At 65.0% G+C, this 17,756-nt stretch carries 18 protein-coding genes; 10 read left to right on the top strand and 8 right to left on the bottom strand.

The genetic code is table 11. The features are described from left to right. Positions 1–106: 106 nt before the first annotated feature. The gene (locus YUA_RS0122815) at positions 107–1,372 is read right to left on the bottom strand and encodes a D-amino acid dehydrogenase (protein WP_027532785.1); all 1,266 of its coding nucleotides are present in this window, start codon (positions 1,370–1,372) and stop codon (positions 107–109) included. Positions 1,373–1,443: 71 nt separating this feature from the next. Beyond that, a complete protein-coding gene (locus YUA_RS0122810; protein WP_035971664.1) occupies positions 1,444–2,772 on the bottom strand; it encodes an aspartate aminotransferase family protein in 1,329 nt (442 codons plus the stop codon). A gap of 148 nt (positions 2,773–2,920) precedes the next feature. On the opposite strand from YUA_RS0122810, the gene YUA_RS0122800 reads away from it, so the two are divergent. Then, on the top strand, positions 2,921–3,469 hold the full coding sequence (locus tag YUA_RS0122800; RefSeq protein ID WP_027532783.1) for a cupin domain-containing protein: 549 nt from the start codon (positions 2,921–2,923) through the stop codon (positions 3,467–3,469). Positions 3,470–3,512: 43 nt separating this feature from the next. On the opposite strand, the gene YUA_RS0122795 is transcribed toward YUA_RS0122800, so the two are convergent. The 3 genes from YUA_RS0122795 to YUA_RS0122785 are packed head-to-tail and all read right to left on the bottom strand — an operon-like array spanning position 3,513 to position 7,310. Next, positions 3,513–5,768 (bottom strand): xanthine dehydrogenase family protein molybdopterin-binding subunit, encoded by a 2,256-nt coding sequence (locus YUA_RS0122795; RefSeq protein ID WP_027532782.1) that lies wholly within the window; start codon positions 5,766–5,768, stop codon positions 3,513–3,515. After that, on the bottom strand, positions 5,761–6,816 hold the full coding sequence (locus YUA_RS0122790) for a xanthine dehydrogenase family protein subunit M (protein ID WP_027532781.1): 1,056 nt from the start codon (positions 6,814–6,816) through the stop codon (positions 5,761–5,763). The genes YUA_RS0122795 and YUA_RS0122790 overlap by 8 nt, the downstream gene beginning before the upstream one ends. Further along, positions 6,813–7,310 carry a (2Fe-2S)-binding protein gene (locus tag YUA_RS0122785; RefSeq protein WP_027532780.1) on the bottom strand — a complete coding sequence of 166 codons (498 nt, stop codon included), beginning with the start codon at positions 7,308–7,310 and terminating at the stop codon, positions 6,813–6,815. The genes YUA_RS0122790 and YUA_RS0122785 overlap by 4 nt, the downstream gene beginning before the upstream one ends. A 239-nt stretch (positions 7,311–7,549) precedes the next feature. Here YUA_RS0122785 and YUA_RS0122780 point away from each other — a divergent pair, with 239 nt between their 5' ends. Next, positions 7,550–8,203, top strand: a complete 654-nt coding sequence (locus tag YUA_RS0122780) for a TetR/AcrR family transcriptional regulator (RefSeq protein ID WP_027532779.1) — start codon at positions 7,550–7,552, stop codon at positions 8,201–8,203. Between the two features lie 65 nt (positions 8,204–8,268). Beyond that, the gene (locus YUA_RS0122775) at positions 8,269–8,676 is read left to right on the top strand and encodes a DUF4864 domain-containing protein (protein WP_027532778.1); all 408 of its coding nucleotides are present in this window, start codon (positions 8,269–8,271) and stop codon (positions 8,674–8,676) included. Here the strand turns inward: YUA_RS0122775 and lspA are convergent. From lspA to YUA_RS51135, 3 genes are read right to left on the bottom strand one after another with little or no spacing between them, the layout of a single operon-like run. Next, positions 8,673–9,173: a signal peptidase II gene (gene lspA / locus YUA_RS0122770; RefSeq protein ID WP_027532777.1), complete on the bottom strand. Its 501-nt coding sequence runs from the start codon at positions 9,171–9,173 to the stop codon at positions 8,673–8,675. The genes YUA_RS0122775 and lspA overlap by 4 nt on opposite strands. Then, entirely contained in the window at positions 9,163–10,428 is a 1,266-nt protein-coding gene (locus YUA_RS0122765) for an MFS transporter (RefSeq protein ID WP_027532776.1), read from the bottom strand. Before YUA_RS0122765 ends, lspA begins: the two co-directional genes overlap by 11 nt. After that, a complete protein-coding gene (locus YUA_RS51135) occupies positions 10,367–10,627 on the bottom strand; it encodes a hypothetical protein (RefSeq protein WP_198029495.1) in 261 nt (86 codons plus the stop codon). The genes YUA_RS0122765 and YUA_RS51135 overlap by 62 nt, the downstream gene beginning before the upstream one ends. Here YUA_RS51135 and YUA_RS0122760 point away from each other — a divergent pair. The 7 genes from YUA_RS0122760 (at position 10,602) to flhA (ending at position 17,483) form a co-directional block, all read left to right on the top strand. Continuing rightward, a complete protein-coding gene (locus tag YUA_RS0122760; RefSeq protein ID WP_245285238.1) occupies positions 10,602–11,024 on the top strand; it encodes a hypothetical protein in 423 nt (140 codons plus the stop codon). The two genes, YUA_RS51135 and YUA_RS0122760, sit on opposite strands and share 26 nt — an antisense overlap. A 77-nt stretch (positions 11,025–11,101) precedes the next feature. Continuing rightward, on the top strand, positions 11,102–11,386 hold the full coding sequence (locus tag YUA_RS0122755) for a hypothetical protein (RefSeq protein ID WP_027532774.1): 285 nt from the start codon (positions 11,102–11,104) through the stop codon (positions 11,384–11,386). Between the two features lie 9 nt (positions 11,387–11,395). Beyond that, the gene (locus YUA_RS0122750) at positions 11,396–12,820 is read left to right on the top strand and encodes a TolC family protein (RefSeq protein WP_027532773.1); all 1,425 of its coding nucleotides are present in this window, start codon (positions 11,396–11,398) and stop codon (positions 12,818–12,820) included. Between the two features lie 13 nt (positions 12,821–12,833). After that, positions 12,834–14,165 (top strand): copper oxidase, encoded by a 1,332-nt coding sequence (locus YUA_RS0122745; protein WP_027532772.1) that lies wholly within the window; start codon positions 12,834–12,836, stop codon positions 14,163–14,165. 32 nt (positions 14,166–14,197) lie between these two features. Further along, positions 14,198–14,653 carry a cupredoxin domain-containing protein gene (locus tag YUA_RS0122740; protein WP_027532771.1) on the top strand — a complete coding sequence of 152 codons (456 nt, stop codon included), beginning with the start codon at positions 14,198–14,200 and terminating at the stop codon, positions 14,651–14,653. A gap of 17 nt (positions 14,654–14,670) precedes the next feature. Continuing rightward, positions 14,671–14,970, top strand: coding sequence for a copper-binding protein (locus YUA_RS0122735; RefSeq protein WP_027532770.1), 300 nt, complete (start codon positions 14,671–14,673; stop codon positions 14,968–14,970). A 374-nt stretch (positions 14,971–15,344) separates the two neighbouring features. Then, positions 15,345–17,483, top strand: coding sequence for a flagellar biosynthesis protein FlhA (gene flhA / locus YUA_RS0122730; RefSeq protein WP_027532769.1), 2,139 nt, complete (start codon positions 15,345–15,347; stop codon positions 17,481–17,483). Positions 17,484–17,756: the final 273 nt, after the last annotated feature.

The following is a 17,756-nucleotide window of genomic DNA, read 5'->3' as shown; positions in this document are numbered from 1 at the left end:
GCTTCCGTCGTTGCGAGCGGAGCGAAGCAAATCCAGACTGCCGCCGCGGAGAGATTCTGGATTGCTTCGTCGCAAGAGCTCCTCGCAATGACGAGGGGATAGAGTCTTAACCAAACCGGTGCGCGTACCGATCCACCGTCAGCGCGCTCACATCGACCTCCGGCTTCTCGCCCGACAGCATATCCGCGAGCACGCGCCCCGAGCCGCAGGACATGGTCCAGCCGAGCGTGCCGTGGCCGGTGTTGAGATGGAGGTTGGCGTATTGCGTCGGGCCGATCACGGGCGGACCGTCCGGCGTCATCGGACGCAGGCCGCTCCAGAACGTCGCCTTGGAGAGATCGCCGCCACGCGGGAACAGATCAGTCAGGGAGTGATCGAGCGTGGCGCGGCGGGCATCGTACAGCTTGCTCGAGAAGCCCGAGATTTCGGCGGTGCCGCCGACGCGGATGCGATTTCCCAGGCGCGTGATCGCGACCTTGTAGCTCTCGTCCATCACCGTCGATTCCGGCGCGCCGGAGGCGTCCTTGATCGGCACCGTGATCGAATAGCCCTTCACCGGATAGACCGGCAGCGAGATGCCGAGCGGCGCGACGAGACGCGACGACCAGCTTCCGAGCGCGAGGACGTAGGCATCGGCCTCTAACATGCCCGCGCTGGTCGCGACACCGCTGACGCCCGTGCCGTCGGTGACGATGCGGTCGATGCCGGTGTTGAACATGAAGCGCACGCCGAGCGTCTCGGCATGCTTGGCCAGCGCCTGCGTGAACATGTGGCAATCGCCGGTCTCGTCCTGCGGCAGACGAAGCCCGCCTGCGAACTTCTCCTTGACGCCGGCGAGCGCCGGCTCGACCGCGATGCAGCCCTCGCGGCTCAGCACCTCGAAAGGCACGCCATATTGCTTGAGCACGGCGATGTCTTCGCCGGTGCCGTCGAGCTGCGCCTGGTAACGGAACAGCTGCAGCGTGCCCTGCGAGCGCTCGTCATATTGAATACCGATGTCGCGGCGCAGATCGCGCAGGCAGTCGCGGCTGTATTCCGCGATCGGGATCATCCGGCTCTTGTTGACCGCATAGCGCGTGCTGGTGCAGTTGCGCAGCAGCTTGAGCAGCCAGACCCACATCACCGGATCGAGCTTCGGCCGGATCACCAGCGGGCCATGCTTCATCAAGAGCCATTTGACCGCCTTCACCGGCACGCCGGGGCCGGCCCATGGCGAAGAATAGCCGGGCGACACTTCGCCGGCATTGGCAAAGGAGGTCTCCAGCGCCGGCTCGGGCTGACGGTCGACGACCGTCACCTCGTGGCCGGCACGGGCGAGGTAGTAGGCAGAGGTGACACCGATGACACCGCTGCCGAGGATCAGAACTTTCACGCTTGGTCAAACTCCCGCGGCATCACGCGCGCCGCTGCAAGATAAAACTCCGCAAACGGCGAGAGCAATTATCAGGCCACCTTCTTGATGGCGTCACCGAGGATCGAGACCATCTGGTCGATGTGGCTCTTCTCGACGATGAGCGGAGGCGACATTGCGAAGCTGTCGCCGCTCATGCGCAGATAAAGGCCGGTGTTGAAGCAGTCGACCATGACGTCGTAGCCGCGCGCGCCGGCGGCGCCGTCACGCGGCGCGAGCTCGACCGCGCCCATCAGGCCGCAATTGCGGATGTCGACGACGTTGGGCAGGCCCTTGAGCGAATGCAGCGCATCGCGCCAGTATTCGGCCATCGTCGCACCGCGCGTGAGCAGGCCCTCGTCCTTGTAGATGTCGAGCGTCGCGATACCGGCGGCGCAGGCGGTCGGATGCGCGGAATAAGTGTAGCCGTGGAACAGCTCCATCTGGTTCTCCGGACCGACCATCATGCCGTCATGCACCTTGCGGCTCGCGAACACCGCGCCGCAGGGAATGGTGCCATTGGTGATGCCCTTGGCCGTCGTCATCAGGTCCGGCGTGACGCCGAAGAAGTTGGCGGCGAACGGCGTGCCAAGACGGCCGAAGCCGGTGATGACCTCGTCGAAGATCAAGAGGATGCCGTGCTTGTCACAGATCGCGCGCAGGCGCTGCAGATAGCCCTTCGGCGGCGGCAGCACCGCGGTCGAACCCGGCACCGGCTCGACGATGACGGCGGCGATGGTCTCGGCGCCGTGCAAGGCGACCAGACGCTCGAGATCGTCTGCAAGCTCGGCGCCATGCTCGGGCTGATCCTTGGCAAAGGCGTTGCGGGTCAGATCATGGGTGTGGCGAATGTGGTCGACGCCCGGCAGCAGCGTAGCGAAGGCACGGCGGTTGGCGACCATGCCGCCGACCGAGGTGCCGCCGAAGCCGACGCCGTGATAGCCGCGCTCGCGGCCGATCAGGCGGGTGCGGCTCGACTGGCCGTTGGCGCGGTGATAGGCGAGCGCGATCTTCAGCGCGGTGTCGACCGATTCAGAGCCGGAGTTGGTGAAGAAGATGCGGTCGAGGCCCTTCGGCGCGATCTCGGCGAGCCGCTCGGCGAAGTCGAACGCCAGCGGATGGCCCATCTGGAACGTCGGCGCGAAGTCCAGCGTCATCAGCTGCCGCTCGACCGCAGCCGCAATCTGCTTGCGGCCGTGGCCGGCATTGACGCACCAGAGGCCGGCGGAGCCGTCGATCACCTTGCGGCCGTCGACTGTGGTGTAGTGCATGCCCTCGGCCGAGGAGAACAGGCGCGGTGCCTTCTTGAACTGACGGTTGGCCGTGAACGGCATCCAGAACGAGTCGGTCTTGATAGTGTTCGGAATCTGATGAAGGGTCACGGGCCACGCTCCTTTGCTGACGACCTAGCAGAGCCACGGCTTCAACAGGGCAACAAGTCCTTTTCTGGCGAGCTGCAAGCCATTGATTTCACTGGGGCAGCCGGTCCATATTTGCGCGATCCGCAACACCTGCAACAGGACCAGGGGCATGAGCGTCGACATCGGTGGACGGCTGCGATTCATCCGGGCGCGCCACAAGCTGTCGCAGCGGGAACTCGCCAAGCGCGCCGGCGTCACCAATTCGACGATTTCGCTGATCGAATCCAACCAGATGAACCCGTCGGTCGGCGCGCTCAAGCGCATCCTCGACGGCATCCCGATGGGGCTCGCCGAGTTCTTCGCGCTGGAGCCGGAGAGCCGGCGCAAGATCTTCTACCGTGCCGAGGAGCTCACGGAAGTCGGCAAGAAGCCGATCTCGTATCGGCAGATCGGCGACAATCTGTTCGGCCGAACCCTGCAGATCCTGAAGGAGCGCTACGAGCCCGGCAGCGACACCGGGCGCGTGCATCTCGTCCATGACGGCGAGGAAGGCGGCATCGTAATTTCAGGAAAGCTCGAAGTCACCGTCGAGGACGAGCGGCGCATCCTCAATCCCGGCGACGCCTATTATTTCGAGAGCCGCCGCCCGCATCGGTTTCGCTGCGTCGGCGGCAAAGCGTGCGAAGTGATCTCGGCCTGCACACCACCGACATTCTGAAGCGGCGGAGCGAGAAGAACTCGCCCCGCCGGTTAGCTCAGATCTACGTCAGCAGCTCTTCGATCCTGATCGGGAAACGCCGCACCCGCACGCCGGTCGCGTGCCAAACGGCATTGGCGACCGCGCCGGCGCTGCCGGTGATACCGATCTCGCCGACGCCCTTGATGCCGAGCGCATTGACGTGCGGATCGTGCTCCTCGACCGTGACCACGTCGAGCGGCGGCACGTCGGCATTCACCGGGATATGATACTCGCCGAGATTGGCGTTCATGATCCGGCCGCTGCGGCGGTCGGTGATGGCCTCCTCATGCAGCGCAAAGGACATGCCCCAGATCATACCGCCGAACAGCTGGCTCTTAACCAGATGCGGGTTGACGATGCGCCCCGCCGCGAAGGCCCCGACCATGCGGGTGACGCGGACCTGGCCGAGCTCGGGATCGACCTTCACCTCCGCGAACACCGCGCCATGGGCATGCATCGCATACTCCTCCATCGCCGTCGGATTCGGCGCACCGGTGCCGCGCGCCTCGACCTCGGCGACGCCGGCACGCGCGAGGATCTCGGTATAGCTCTCGCTGCGGCTCTCGTCGTCGCGCCGGATCAACCGGCCATCGCGCGCGATCACGCCGGCATTGCCGGCGCCGAACAGCGGCGAGCGTTCGTCATGGGTGGCGAGATCGGCGAGCTTTGCGATCACGGCAGCACCGGCGCTGTGGATCGCAGCGCCTGCGGTCGCGGTGTGTGCCGAGCCGCCAGCGATGCCCGCATCAGGCAGGTCCGACGTGCCGGCCTTGAACGTGACGCGATCGATATCGAGCCCGACGGCATCGGCTGCGATCTGGGCGAGCGCCGTCCAGGCGCCCTGCCCCATGTCATGTGCGCCGATCTCCATCGCGCCGGTGCCGTCACGGCGGATCGCCGCACGCGCTTCGGCCTGGAACATCAGCGCGGGGAACGTCGCGGTGCCCATACCCCAGCCGACCAGAAAGCCGGCATCGTCGCGCATCTGCCGCGGCTGGAGCGGGCGCCTCGACCAGCCGAAGCGCGCCGCGCCCTGATCGTAACAGGCGCGCAGCGCTTTGGACGAGAACGGCTTGCCGGTGATCGGCTCGACCTCGGCGTAGTTCTTCAAGCGGAAGGCGAGCGGATCGATACCGCAGGCCCAGGCCATCTCGTCGATCGCGCTTTCGAGTGCAATCGATCCGGTCGCCTCGCCCGGTGCGCGCATGAACAGCGGCGTGCCGGTGTTGACGCGCACGGCATCGTGCGAGGTGCGGATTGCAGGTGCGGCATAGAGGGTGTGCGACGCATCGGCGGCCGGTTCATAGAAGTCGTCGAACGTGCTCGACACGGTGCGCGCATGGTGATCGAGCGCGGTCAGGCGCCCCTCGCCGTCGGCACCGATGCGCAGGCGCTGACGCGTCGGCGCGCGATGGCCGACCGGGCCATACATCTGCTCACGCCGCAGCACGAGCTTGACCGGCCTGCCGACCAGCTTTGCGGCCATCAGGCCGAGCACGGGAGGACCGGCCATGAGCCCCTTGGAGCCAAAGCCGCCGCCGAGGAACGGGCTGCGGATGTGGATCTTGTCCGGCGCGATCCCGAACAATTCGGCGATGCGTCCAAGCGACAGCATCAGGCCCTGGGTCGGCATGTCGACCGACAGATTGTCGCCGTCCCAATGGGCGACGATCGCATGCGGCTCCATGGCGTTGTGATATTGCGGCGGCGTCTCGTAAACGGCCTCGATCCGCTTGTCGGCGGCCGCAAGGCCCGCCTCGATATCACCGCGATGATTCTCTGTGGGATTGCCGACACCGACGACCGGTGGCACGAAACTTTCGCCGGCATCGAGGCCGACGAGGGCGGGCAGCATCTCGTAGCGCGGCGCCAGCAGCGCCGCGCCTTCAGTTGCCGCCTCCAGCGTCTCGGCGATCACGACCGCGATAGGCTGGTTGGCGTAGCGGACCTCGTTACTCTGCAACACCTCCATCCGGAACACGAACGGATTGGTCTTGATCTCCGGATCGATCGCGAGCTGCGGCTTGTGGTCCGGCGTCATGATTTCGATGACGCCGGGATGACGCTTGGCCGCAGCGACATCGAGTGAGGTCACGCGGCCATGCGCGATGCTGGACACCGCCATCACAGCAAACAGCATGCCGGGCGGATGATTGTCGGCGGCGTAGGTCGCCTGTCCTTTGACCTTGAGCACGCCATCTCGGCGGGTGAGCGGCTGGCCGATGCTCGAGCCGTGACGGAGATGGGCGGGAGCGCTGGTGAGATTGAGCTCAGGCATGGATGGCTCCAGACGTCGAAGCAAAGGGGGATGCCGGCAGCGCGGGAATACGCGCGGGCGTACCGGCGGCGGCAAGGGTCAGCGCGCGCACGACGATGCGGCGTGCGAGCTCGATCTTGTAGGCGTTGTCGCCGGACGGCTTTGCATCGGTGAGCGCGCGCCAGGCGGCTTCCCGGAAGGCATCTGCCGTTGGCGCAACGCCCTTGAGCACGTCTTCCGCGGCGCGGGCACGCCAGGGCTTCGCGGCGACGCCGCCGAGCGCAAGCCGCGCCTCCGCGATCTTGCCGTTCTCGATCCGCAGCGCAGCCGCAGCCGAGACGATGGCGAATGCGTAGGACGTACGCTCGCGAACCTTGAGATAGCGCGCATGCGCGGCAAAACCACGCGCCGCGGGCGGTAGACGCACCGCGACGATGAGGTCGCAAGGTTCGAGGGCTGACTCACGCTCGGGCGTATTGCCGGGCAGGCGGTGCAGTTCATCGAGCGTGATCTCGCGACGACCGCTCTTGCCTTCGATCTCGACGATGGCGTCGAGCGCCACCAGCGGCACGCAGAAGTCAGAGGGATTCGTCGCAATGCAGCTCTTGCTCCAGCCAAGCACGGCGTGCGTCCGGTTCTCGCCATCGCGGGCGTCGCAACCGCTGCCGGCCTCGCGCTTGTTGCAGCGGCTGGCGGTGTCGTAGAAATATGCACACCGCGTCCGTTGCAGCAGGTTGCCGCCCACGGTCGCCGCATTGCGCAATTGCGCCGACGCGCCGGAGAGCAGCGCTTCTGCCACGGCCGGATAGGATTTTGCGAACCCCGCATCATGCGCGAGATCGGCATTGCTGACGAGCGCACCGATTCGCAACGACCCGTCGGCGAGGCGTTCGATCCGATCGAGCCCTTCGAGATGCGTGACATCGACGAGGCGATCCGGACGGCTGACGCCGCCCTTCATCAGATCGAGCAGATTGGTGCCGGCCGCAAGATAAGTTGCGCCCGGCTGCGCGGCGGCGGCAACGGCTTCAGCGACCGTGGCGGGCCTGACATAATCGAACTGTTTCATGCGGAGCGCCTCTGATTGGATTCGTCGGCACCGGCCTGCGCCTCCAGCACGGCATCGACGATGCCGGCATAGGCGCCGCAGCGGCAGAGATTGCCGCTCATGCATTCACGGATGCGTTCGGGATCGTTGCCGGCCTGAGCTTCCTGCATCATGCCGATGGCGCTCATGATCTGGCCGGGCGTGCAGAAGCCGCACTGGAATCCGTCATGGGCGATGAAGGCGGCCTGGACCGGATGAAGCTGGTCGCCCCGCGCGACGCCTTCGATGGTGAGGATGTCGGCGCCGTCATGGCTGACGGCGAGTGCGAGGCATGAGTTGATACGCTTGCCGTCGACGAGAATGGTGCAGGCGCCACACTGGCCGCGGTCGCAGCCCTTCTTGGTTCCGGTGAGATGGAGGCGCTCACGCAGGAGATCGAGCAGCGTGACGCGCGGATCGTCGAGGACGAAGTCGCGCCGTGCACCGTTCACGGTGAGGCTGATGGAGTGGTTCATACAAGGCTCCGATCAGATAGGGACATGGCTCATCGTTCGGCGCGCCACCGCCGTGGCCCCCGCCGATATTGCGCCGCCCGGACACATTCCGGGCCGACACCAACGAAGATACGGAGGCACCCTCCGCTTAACAAGGGCCGCCGAAAAATATTTGGAATTCGTCAAAAGCCCGTGCGCAGACAACGCGATGCAGCGAGCCAAGGGTTCAATCTAACCAATTCGTGATCTACATTACCGATATGGACGACCACACCGACCAGACCCGCAGGCCCCGCGCCGATGCCGTGCGCAATCGCGAGCGCGTGCTCGAGGCAGCCAAGGTCGTGTTCAGCGCCGGCGGCCCGGAGGCGAGCCTGGAGGCCGTGGCCAAGCGCGCCGGGGTCGGCATCGGCACGCTCTACCGGCATTTTCCGACGCGCGAGGATCTGTTCGAGGCGGTGTACCGGCGCGAGGTCGAGCAGCTCAGCGAGCTCGCCGAGCAGTTGAAGAACGCCAAGGACCCGGTCGATGCGCTCAGGCGCTGGCTGCGCTCCAACGTCGAATTCGTTGCGACGAAAAAGGGCATGTCGGCGGCATTGGCGCTGACGTTCCAGAGTTCGTCGGACCTCGCTGCCTTCTCGATGGACCGTCTGACCAAGGCAATTGGCTCGCTGCTCGACCGCGCGGTCGCGGCCGGCGAGATGCGAGGCGATGTCAGTCCCGAGGACCTGCTCAGGGCCCTGGTCGGCATGTGCTACATGCACGACCAGCCCGGCTGGCAATCCTCGGTGTTGCGGATGCTCGACGTGTTCGTGGATGGTTTGCGCGTGCAGGCCGGCACGAAGGCCAAGTCACACACCGCCAAGTCACACACCGCCAAGCGCGCGAGGCCGGCGGTGAAACCGAAGCGATAGCGCGTCCGTATTTGCCAAGGTCGTGCCAGGATCGGCATCACCGGGATTTCAACGCGGAGCCTGCCATGCGCATTGCCGCCTTGCTGGTCTTTCTCAGTATTGCTTGCAGCTCCATCCCCGCACGCGCCGACGATGTCGCGACAGCGCAAGGCGTGATCCGGGCTCAGGAACAAGCCTTCGGCCACGACGATGCCACGGCCGCCTATTCCTATGCCGCACCGACGATCAAGCAGCTCTTCCCCGCAGCCGACATCTTCATGTCGATGGTGCAAAACGGCTACGCGCCGGTCTATCGTCACAGGAGTTTTGAGTTCGGCGAGAGCAAGATCGAAGGCAGCTCCGTCGCCCAGCGCGTTCACATCATCGATGCCAATGGCGAAGCCTGGGAAGCGCTCTACACGCTCGAGCAGCAGGCGGACGGCAGCTACAAGATCACCGGCTGCTCGCTGCTGAGGGCGGGACAGGCGGTTTAGGCCGCCTCCAGACATAAAGACACCACGGTCGCGACTGCACCCAAAGTGATCGCGGTGTCGGCGACGTTGAAAATGGCGAACGACCAAGCCTGATAGGAGAGATGGACAAAGTCGATCACCGAACCGATCCGGGCGCGGTCCAGCATATTGCCGAACGCGCCACCAATAATCAGGGCAAGTCCGGCTGCCAGCATCGGTTGGCTCGGCGGCACGCGACGAAGCCACCAGGCCAACAGTCCGCAGGCGAGAAGCGAGAGGCCAACCAGCGGCCAGCGCTGGGCGTTGTCTGCGAACCGCAGGAAGCTGAACGAGATGCCCTTGTTGTAGGACAACACGAAGTCGATGGTTGGCAATACCGTGGACGAGAAAATGATCATCGGACGATCGGGTTCCAGCAAGCCGACGACGAGCTGCTTCGTGCCCTGATCCAGCAGCACGATAACTGTGATCAACCAGATCCAGCGGAAGCTGACACGTGACGGCGTCCTAGGTTGCAAAACCCGGTCCCGCCTTCACCGAATTCATCCGCGAGCGGATCAGCAGCGTCACTACAATACCGATATTGAGCGCATTCCACGCCACGCCGTTGGCGAACGCAGCCGCATAGGAGCCGGTGGCATCGAAGATGATGCCGGACACCCAGCCACCAAAGGACATGCCGAATACGGAGGCGAAGATCACGATGCCGACGCGGGTTGCGGCTTCGCTTGCCGGCATCGCCTCGCGCACGATGATGGCATAGCTCGGCACGATGCCGCCCTGGAACAGGCCGAACATCGCGGAGATCAGATAGAGCGAAGTGAGGCTGTCGAAGAACAGGTAGAACACCAGCGCAAAGCCCTGCGCCAACGCGCCGATCAGCAGAGTCGGAATGCCGCCGATCTTGTCGGCAAGGTAGCCCGAGCCGATGCGGCTGACGATGCCGCAGGCCATCATCAGCGACAGCATCTCGGCGCCGCGCGCCACGCCGTAGCCGAGATCGCCGCAATAGGCGACGATATGCACCTGCGGCATCGCCATGGCGACGCAACAGGAAATGCTGGCGATCGAGAGCAGCGCCGTTAGCGTGTTGGTCGACAGCCTGAGATCGACCCGCGGCGGCGGTGCGTTGGCGTGATTGCGGACCTTGTCAACGCCCATCTGCACGCGCAGGACCAGCACCAGGATCGACATCAACACCACGCAGACGACGGCGATGCCGATATGCGTGGTGCGCCAGCCGATCTTTTCCATGCCCGTGCTGATGAGCGGCGGCCACATCGTGCCGGCCACGTAATTGCCGCTCGCGACGATGGTCACGGCCAGTCCGCGATAGCGCTCGAACCAGTGCGAGGCCTCTGCCATCAGCGGCGCGAAGGTCGCGGACGTGCCGAGCCCGATCAGGAAATAGGCTGCCACGAACTGCCAGAGCTGGGTCGACAATCCCGCGAGCGTATTGGCGACGCCGAGAAAGGCGATGCTGATCCCCATCGCGGGCACAATGCCGAACTTGTCGGTGATCTTGCCGGCGATCACGCCGCCGAGCCCGAAGCCGAACATCATCAGTGTGAAGGCCAGCGACACCGCACCGCGCGTGGCAGCGAACTCGGCTTGCACGACGGGAATCACCACGACGACCGCCCACATGCCGACGCCGCCGATCGAGCCGATCAGCAGTGCGAGCAAAAGCCGCACCCAGGCCTGACGGGAGTCAGGGGTGAATGAGGCCGGTCTCTGTCCTGGGTGATTTGGCGCGTGCACGGCGCGGACCATGTTCGGGGATCGCTTCGCGGTCAAGCATGCTGCCGCGATATTGGGCATGCGCGGTGCACTGCGGTAAGAAGAGCTTGGCGAAATCGCGCTTTGCCATTAGTTTGCAATCTGCGTGTGCAACAATGCCGCGCAAGGAGCGTGACGGCGGGATGTTGTTGCAATTGACGCGATCGATGCGGATCAAGGTGGGGCGCTTCATTGCGCTAGCCTATCTGTTCTGCGTGCTCGCGCCGGCGGCAAGCCTCGCCTGGGGCAGTGGTCCAGCGCCATGCCTTGGCGACGAAGCCTTGCTCGCCGACCTCGTGCCTGTGCATCATCAGATGTCGGCTAGCCACATGCATGGCGACGTGCCGCATGACCATTCGGGGATGCACGCGCATCACCAGGCTGCCGCGCAGGACACGCCTGCCCCGCATCGTCATGACGGCAAGGGCAAGGTTGGCCCGTGCTGCGCCATGATGTGCGTCAGCGCGTTACCGGCCGATCTGCCGAGCTTCGCAAAGCCGCTTCAGCCGGTCTCCAGCTGTGCGCCCGAGATCGTGCCCAGCCTGCACAGCGCGGCGCCACCCATTCTCTACCGCCCTCCCATCATCTGATCTGATTCCACGACGTCAGGCCAGGCGCGCATCCGCGCGCGCGAACCTGTGGTCTTCACACAGATCAGGAATTGCTCATGCTTACGCTTCTCGGGGCGAGGTCCGCCGCCGCATCTGCGGCGCGCGGAGGACACTTTCGAATCAATTGGCTACTGCTAGCCGCAGCCGCATTGGCGTTGTCCGGCTGCTTGCCAGCAACGACGTCCGTGGCCGGCGCGGATCCGGCCGATCCCGCGGCAAAGGCAGCACGTGTCGGCTATCGCTCGACAGTCGCGCCCTATACGAGCCTGCGGCCCGCTACGCCGGCGCCATGGCGCGAGCGCAACGACGCGGTCGCGCCGCAGCCGAAGCAAGACCGGTAGGAGCGCGCCATGGCACAGTATTTTGCGCGGGGCGCGCACGTTCTCGCCCTGCTCGGCCTCTCCGGCTGCGCGGCGTTCTCGCCCGACAGCGGCATGACAGCGGTCTCGGCGCTGACGAGCCAGACTCTCAACAAGGACGTCGCCTTCGTGCGAACCGCCGAGGGGGCCGGCGCGGTCGAGGCGCGCGTTCGCCAGCTGCTGTCGGGGACGCTGAGCGCAGAGACCGCCGTACAGGTCGCGCTGCTCAACAACAAGGGGCTGCAGGCCGCCTATAACGAGCTGGCGCTGGCCGAGACCGATCTCGTCGAGCAGAGCCTGCCGTCCAATCCGGTGTTCTCGGTGTCGCGGATCTCGGGCAATGGCGCCAGCGAGATCGAGCGCCAGGTCGTCGGCGACATCTTGGCGTTGGCCACGCTGCCGTTCCGGTCCGACATCGCGCGCGAGCGCTTTCGTCAGGCGCAATTGCGCGCGGCGCTGGCGACACTGCGGCTCGCCGCCGACGTGCGGCGCGCTTACGTCCGCGCAGTCGCCGGAAACGAAATGGTGGTCCTGCTGACGGATGCAAAGGCGACGGCGGAATCAACTGCGAAACTCGCGGTCAAGCTCGGCGAGACCGGTTCGGTCAACAAGCTCGACCAGGCCCGCGAGCAGGTGTTTTACGCCGAGACCACAGCCGATCTCGCCACCGCACGCCAGGCGACGACGAGCGCCCGTGAAAAGCTGACGCGGCTGATGGGGCTATGGGACGACGGTCTCGACTTCCGTCTGCCCAATGCCTTGCCGCCGATACCTCGTCGGCCGCAAGCCCTGCCCTCGATCGAGGCCGACGCGGTCGAGCACCGTATCGACTTGCAGATCGCGCGGCTGGAGCTTGCGGCGCTGGCGAAGTCGTTGAACCTCACCGAGGCGACACGCTTCGTCACCCTGCTCGATCTCGCCGGCATCTCACGCCGGACTCAGGATCCGGAAGGCGCCCCGTTCCGCGAACGCGGCTTCGACGTGCAGTTCCAGATCCCGATTTTCGACGGCGGCGAGGTCCGCGTGCGGCAGGCCGCGGAGACCTACAACCTCGCCTTCAACCGCCTCACCGAGCGCGCCGTGAACGTCCGTTCGGAAGCGCGCGATGCCTATCGCGTCTATCGCGCCACCTACGACATCGCGATCCACTACCACCGCGAGATTTTGCCGTTGCGAAAAATCATCACCGAGGAGATGCAGCTGCGCTTCTCCAGCATGCAGGTCGATATCTTCGCGCTCCTGGCCGAAGCGCGGCAGCGCCTTGCCTCGTTGCGTGGCGCGATCGACGCGAAGCAGAACTTCTTCCTCGCCCAGTCCGCGCTGCAGACTGCCGTCAATGGCGGCGGCGCGCCTGCGACCGACAGCGACAATCCAACCAATATCGTCGCGGCAGCGCCTGCCGATGGCGGCCACTGACATGGAGGCCAGCATGTTTTCCCGCCGAGGATTTTTGGGCACCGCCGCGCTCGTGAGCGCGTCAGCCGTCAGCGGCCGCGTCCAGGCCGGATCGATTCCGGAAGCAGCCCATATGGACAAGGCGGTGATGCAGCCGCCGCTGCACCCCATCAGCGGTCCCGACTACCGTCCCGTCGTCACGCTCAACGGCTGGACACTGCCATTTCGCATGAACGGCGACTGGAAGGAATATCATCTGATGGCCGAGCCTGTGGTGCGCGAATTCGCCGAGGGCATGAAGGTCAATCTCTGGGGCTATAACGGCCAGTCGCCGGGGCCGACCATCGAGGCCGTCGAGGGCGACAAGGTCCGTATCTTCGTCACCAACCGCCTGCCCGAATACACCACCGTTCATTGGCACGGCATGATCGTGCCCAGCGGCATGGACGGCGTCGGTGGACTGACCCAGCCGCACATCGAGCCGGGCAAGACATTCGTCTACGAGTTCGAGATGAGGAAGAGCGGGACCTTCATGTACCACCCGCATTCCGACGAGATGGTGCAGATGGCGATGGGCATGATGGGCATGGTCGTCGTGCATCCGCGCGACCCGAACTTCAGACCCGTCGACCGCGACTTCGTCTTCGTGATGAGCACCTATCGCGTCGATCCCGGCACCTATTTGCCGCGGGTCAACGAGATGACCGACTTCAACATGTGGACCTGGAATGCGCGGGTGTTTCCGGGCATCGATCCCATGCCGGTGCGGCTCGGCGATAGGGCGCGTGTGCGCATCGGCAATCTCAGCATGACCAACCATCCGATCCATCTGCATGGCCACAGCTTTGCCTTGACCTGCACCGACGGCGGCTGGATTCCCGAGAGCGCGCAATATCCTGAGACGACGACCGATGTGCCGGTCGGTGCGGTCCGCGTGTTCGACGTCCTCGCCGACAATCCCGGCGACTGGGCGTTTCACTGCCACAAGTCGCATCACACCATGAATGCGATGGGACACGACATGCGCAATATGATCGGCGTCTCGCGCAAGGATCTCGCCAAGGCTGTCGGCAAGCTCGCGCCCGACGCCATGGTGATGGGCCAGTCCGGCATGGCGATGGGCAACATGGAGATGCCGGCGCCTGACAACACGCTGCCGATGATGAGCGGCGCCGGCCAGTTCGGCCCGATCGAGATGGGCGGCATGTTCACGGTGATGAAGATCCGCGAAGACCTCGCGCGCGACGATTATCGCGATCCCGGCCCCTATCAATTCCCGCAAGGCACCGTCGCCTACGAGGTCGCCTCGCCCGCGGCAGAGCCGGCGCGGCAGCCGGCCACGCCGGCACACAAGATGAAGATGTGAGCGTTTCGATGAACCACCAACTGGAGACCACAATGAAGAACACGATCAAACTCGCCCTCGCGCTGGCCGCGCTGTCGATCGCACCCGCCCTCGCGCACGAGGGTCACGACCATCATGGCTTCTCGGCCGGCGAACCCGGCGTCCCCAACAAGCCCGCGCGCACCATCGAGATCGCGTTGAGCGAGATGGCCTATGAGCCGTCGACGATCACCGTCAAGCGCGGCGAGCAGATCCGCTTCGTGCTGCGCAATGTCGGCAAGGAGGACCACGAATTCCTGCTCGCCACCACCAAGGAGAACCTCGCGCATGCCGAGGTGATGAAGAAGCATCCGCACATGGAGCATGACGATCCGAACGGGGTGCGGCTCGCGCCGAACAAGACGGCCGAGATCGTCTGGAAGTTCAGCAAAGCCGGCACCTTCGAATTTTCCTGCCTGATCCCGGACCATCGCGACTACGGCATGGTCGGCCACGTCACCGTGAAATGAAGATATTGGAGACAGCCATGACGCTGATCGTCCGCATCGCCGCAGCGCTCGCACTGGCGCTGAGCCTGACCGTGAGCGCAGCTGCGCAAGCCGCTTCCATCAGCGGCGAGGTCAGGAAAATCGACGAGAGCGCCGGCAAAATCACGCTCAAGCACGGGCCCGCCAAGAGCCTCGGCATGGATGAACCCATGACCATGGTCTACCGCGTCAAGGATCCCGCGATCCTCAAGCAGGTGAAGGTCGGCGACAAGGTGTCGTTTGAAGCCGAGGAGGCAGCGTCGGGGTACACGGTGACGAAGATGCAGAAGGCGAAATAGCCGGCCTTCCCTCAACTGTGATTCCGGGGCGCGCCCTTGGCGCGAGCTATGATGCGCAACTGCGCATCGGAGAATCCATGTCTCCCTCATGGTTTGCAGCCCGATGGATTCCGGGCTCGCTCTTCGGGCGCCCCGGAACGACCTCCAGGGGCCCGAAATACGCTCCGTCTGACCAGTTCCCGCACCCCTTGTTAACCCTTTGCTAACCATACACCGGGCAAAAATTGCCGGGTGGAGTCGAGTGTCGTCAGCCGCGTAGAACGGGAGTTCCCGTGGACGCCAGTGCGGTGCCTCACTTTCGGAACGGCGGCCCATCGGCCGTCGCGCAGACGTTTGGGGCGCGTGGACGTCAGTCGCGCGGGGAGGCAGCTACCATGGTCGACGTCACCGCGGGACAGGGCGTAGGCAGCGCGAAGCCGGGCCTCCCCTCCCTCACCGAGATCGTCAACATCCTCAAGCGCGGCGATATCGCGCTGGCGCTCGGCATCCTCACCATCCTGGTGGTGCTGATCCTGCCGCTGCCCGCGATCGTGCTGGACCTGTTCCTGGCGATCTCGATCACGCTCTCGATCCTGATCCTGATGACCTCGCTGTTCATCCAGACGCCGCTGGAATTCTCCGCCTTCCCGACCATCCTGCTGATCTCGACCATGCTGCGGCTGTCGCTCAACATGGCCTCGACCCGCCTGATCCTGTCGCACGGGCACGAGGGCACGGATGCCGCCGGTCACGTCATCGAGGCGTTCGGCAGCTTCGTGATGGGCGGCAATTTCGTCATCGGCATCATCGTCTTCGCCATCCTGATCATCGTCAATTTCGTCGTCATCACCAAGGGTTCGGGCCGTATCGCCGAAGTCGCGGCGCGCTTCCACCTCGACGCCATGCCCGGCAAGCAGATGGCGATCGACGCCGATCTCTCCGCCGGCCTGATCGACGAGAAGGTCGCCAAGCACCGCCGCAAGGAGCTGGAGGACGAGAGCGGCTTCTTCGGCGCCATGGACGGTGCCTCGAAGTTCGTCCGCGGCGACGCCATCGCCGGCCTCCTGATCGTCTTCATCAACGTCGTCGGCGGCATGATCATCGGCGTCGCGCAGCAGGGCCTCTCCTTCGCCGACGCCGGCCGCAGCTACACGCTGCTGACGGTCGGCGACGGCCTCGTCACACAGGTGCCGGCGCTGATCGTCTCGACCGCGGCGGGCCTGCTCGTCTCCAAGGCCGGCGTCTCCGGCGCCGCCGACAAGGCGCTGATGAAGCAGTTCTCCGGCTATCCGCAGGCGCTCGCGATGTCCTCGGCGGTCATGCTGGTGCTGGCGGCACTGCCGGGCATTCCAACCCTCCCCTTCCTCGCGCTCGGCGCGGGTGCCGGTGTGCTGGCCTGGCAGGCTCGCAACCGCAAGAGGACCGCCGTGAAGGCCGAGGAAGCCGCCAACGCCGCGCCCGCTTCCGGTACGCCGGGTGCGCCGGGCGCTGCGGCGGAGGAGCCGATCTCGGCCGCGCTCAAGATCGACGACCTCAAGATCGAGCTCGGCTACGCGCTCTTGCCGCTCGTCAACGGCCCCGACGGCACCGACCGCCTCACCGAACAGATCAAGGCGCTGCGCCGCTCGCTCGCGATCGAGATGGGTTTCGTGATGCCGGCGGTGCGCATCCTCGACAACGTCCAGCTCGAGGCCAACACCTACATCATCAAGATCAAGGAGGTCGACGCCGGCACCGGCAAGATCTGGCCGAACCAGTTCATGGTCATGGACCCCGGCGGCAGCCAGGTACAGGTGCCCGGCATCCACACCACCGAGCCGACCTTCGGCCTGCCCGCGACCTGGGTCGACGCCAGCCTCAAGGAGGAAGCTTCGCTCAAGGGCTACACCGTCGTCGACGCCGCGACCGTGCTCTCGACCCACCTCACCGAGCTGCTCAAGGCCAACATGTCGGACCTGCTCTCCTATGGCGAAGTGCAGAAGCTGCTCAAGGAGCTGCCGAAGGAGCAGGGCGAGCTGGTCAAGGACATCGTGCCCGGACAGGTCACCGTCTCCGGCATCCAGCGCGTGCTCCAGCTGCTGCTCGCCGAGCGCATCTCGATCCGCGACCTCTCGACCATCCTCGAAGGCATCGCCGATTCACTCGCCTTCTCGCGCAATCCCGCGACCATGGTCGAGCATGTCCGCGCCCGCCTGGCGCGGCAGATCTGCGCGCAGAATACGTCGTACAACGGCTATCTGCCGCTGATCGCGCTGTCGGCGCGGTGGGAGCAGGCCTTTGCCGAATCCATCGTTGGCCAGGGCGAAGAGCGCAGCCTCGCGATGCAGCCCTCGAAACTGTCAGAGTTCATGACCGGCGTGCGCGAGGCCTTCGAGCGCGCCGCGCGCGAAGGCGAGGCGCCGGTGCTGGTGACGTCTGCGGCAATTCGTCCCTTCGTCCGCTCCCTGGTCGAGCGGTTCCGGGCCCAGACGACGGTGTTGTCGCAGGCCGAAATCCACCCTAGAGCGAGGCTGAAAACGGTCGGAAGCATCTGATTTGCCTTAAGAAGCCGTGTGTTTTTCGGCCACAGGCAAATGGTTTTTGAGTTCCTGGCGCCTTATCGGCCAAATGCTGACAAGGCGCCTTTCAAGTGCATTATACCATTGAAATAATTACGAAATTACGAGATCGAGCCCTGCTTTCGATCGCGACTTCTCACGTCCTGTCACGCTCTTGTGATCGCCCCTTGGGAACGAATCCGCCCAATACTACGTTGTTGGGACCGGAAGCATGAACCTGCCCAAATACGCAGGCGACTACTTCGGGTA

Source organism: Bradyrhizobium sp. WSM3983, assembly GCF_000473045.1.
Lineage (GTDB): Bacteria > Pseudomonadota > Alphaproteobacteria > Rhizobiales > Xanthobacteraceae > Bradyrhizobium.
Note: the sequence above shows the minus strand (reverse complement) of the source record. Positions and strands in the feature narration are given on the sequence as shown.

Excerpts from the sequence above, each read along its gene's own strand:
- flhA (WP_027532769.1), top strand. The coding sequence starts at position 15,345 with ATGGTCGACGTCACCGCGGGACAGGGCGTAGGCAGCGCGAAGCCGGGC.
- YUA_RS0122800 (WP_027532783.1), top strand. The coding sequence starts at position 2,921 with ATGAGCGTCGACATCGGTGGACGGCTGCGATTCATCCGGGCGCGCCAC.
- YUA_RS0122775 (WP_027532778.1), top strand. The coding sequence starts at position 8,269 with ATGCGCATTGCCGCCTTGCTGGTCTTTCTCAGTATTGCTTGCAGCTCC.
- YUA_RS0122790 (WP_027532781.1), bottom strand. The coding sequence starts at position 6,816 with ATGAAACAGTTCGATTATGTCAGGCCCGCCACGGTCGCTGAAGCCGTT.
- YUA_RS0122760 (WP_245285238.1), top strand. The coding sequence starts at position 10,602 with ATGCGGATCAAGGTGGGGCGCTTCATTGCGCTAGCCTATCTGTTCTGC.
- YUA_RS0122735 (WP_027532770.1), top strand. The coding sequence starts at position 14,671 with ATGACGCTGATCGTCCGCATCGCCGCAGCGCTCGCACTGGCGCTGAGC.
- YUA_RS0122785 (WP_027532780.1), bottom strand. The coding sequence starts at position 7,310 with ATGAACCACTCCATCAGCCTCACCGTGAACGGTGCACGGCGCGACTTC.
- YUA_RS0122765 (WP_027532776.1), bottom strand. The coding sequence starts at position 10,428 with ATGGTCCGCGCCGTGCACGCGCCAAATCACCCAGGACAGAGACCGGCC.
- YUA_RS0122780 (WP_027532779.1), top strand. The coding sequence starts at position 7,550 with ATGGACGACCACACCGACCAGACCCGCAGGCCCCGCGCCGATGCCGTG.
- YUA_RS0122745 (WP_027532772.1), top strand. The coding sequence starts at position 12,834 with ATGTTTTCCCGCCGAGGATTTTTGGGCACCGCCGCGCTCGTGAGCGCG.
- YUA_RS0122755 (WP_027532774.1), top strand. The coding sequence starts at position 11,102 with ATGCTTACGCTTCTCGGGGCGAGGTCCGCCGCCGCATCTGCGGCGCGC.
- YUA_RS0122795 (WP_027532782.1), bottom strand. The coding sequence starts at position 5,768 with ATGCCTGAGCTCAATCTCACCAGCGCTCCCGCCCATCTCCGTCACGGC.
- YUA_RS0122740 (WP_027532771.1), top strand. The coding sequence starts at position 14,198 with ATGAAGAACACGATCAAACTCGCCCTCGCGCTGGCCGCGCTGTCGATC.
- YUA_RS0122750 (WP_027532773.1), top strand. The coding sequence starts at position 11,396 with ATGGCACAGTATTTTGCGCGGGGCGCGCACGTTCTCGCCCTGCTCGGC.
- YUA_RS51135 (WP_198029495.1), bottom strand. The coding sequence starts at position 10,627 with ATGAAGCGCCCCACCTTGATCCGCATCGATCGCGTCAATTGCAACAAC.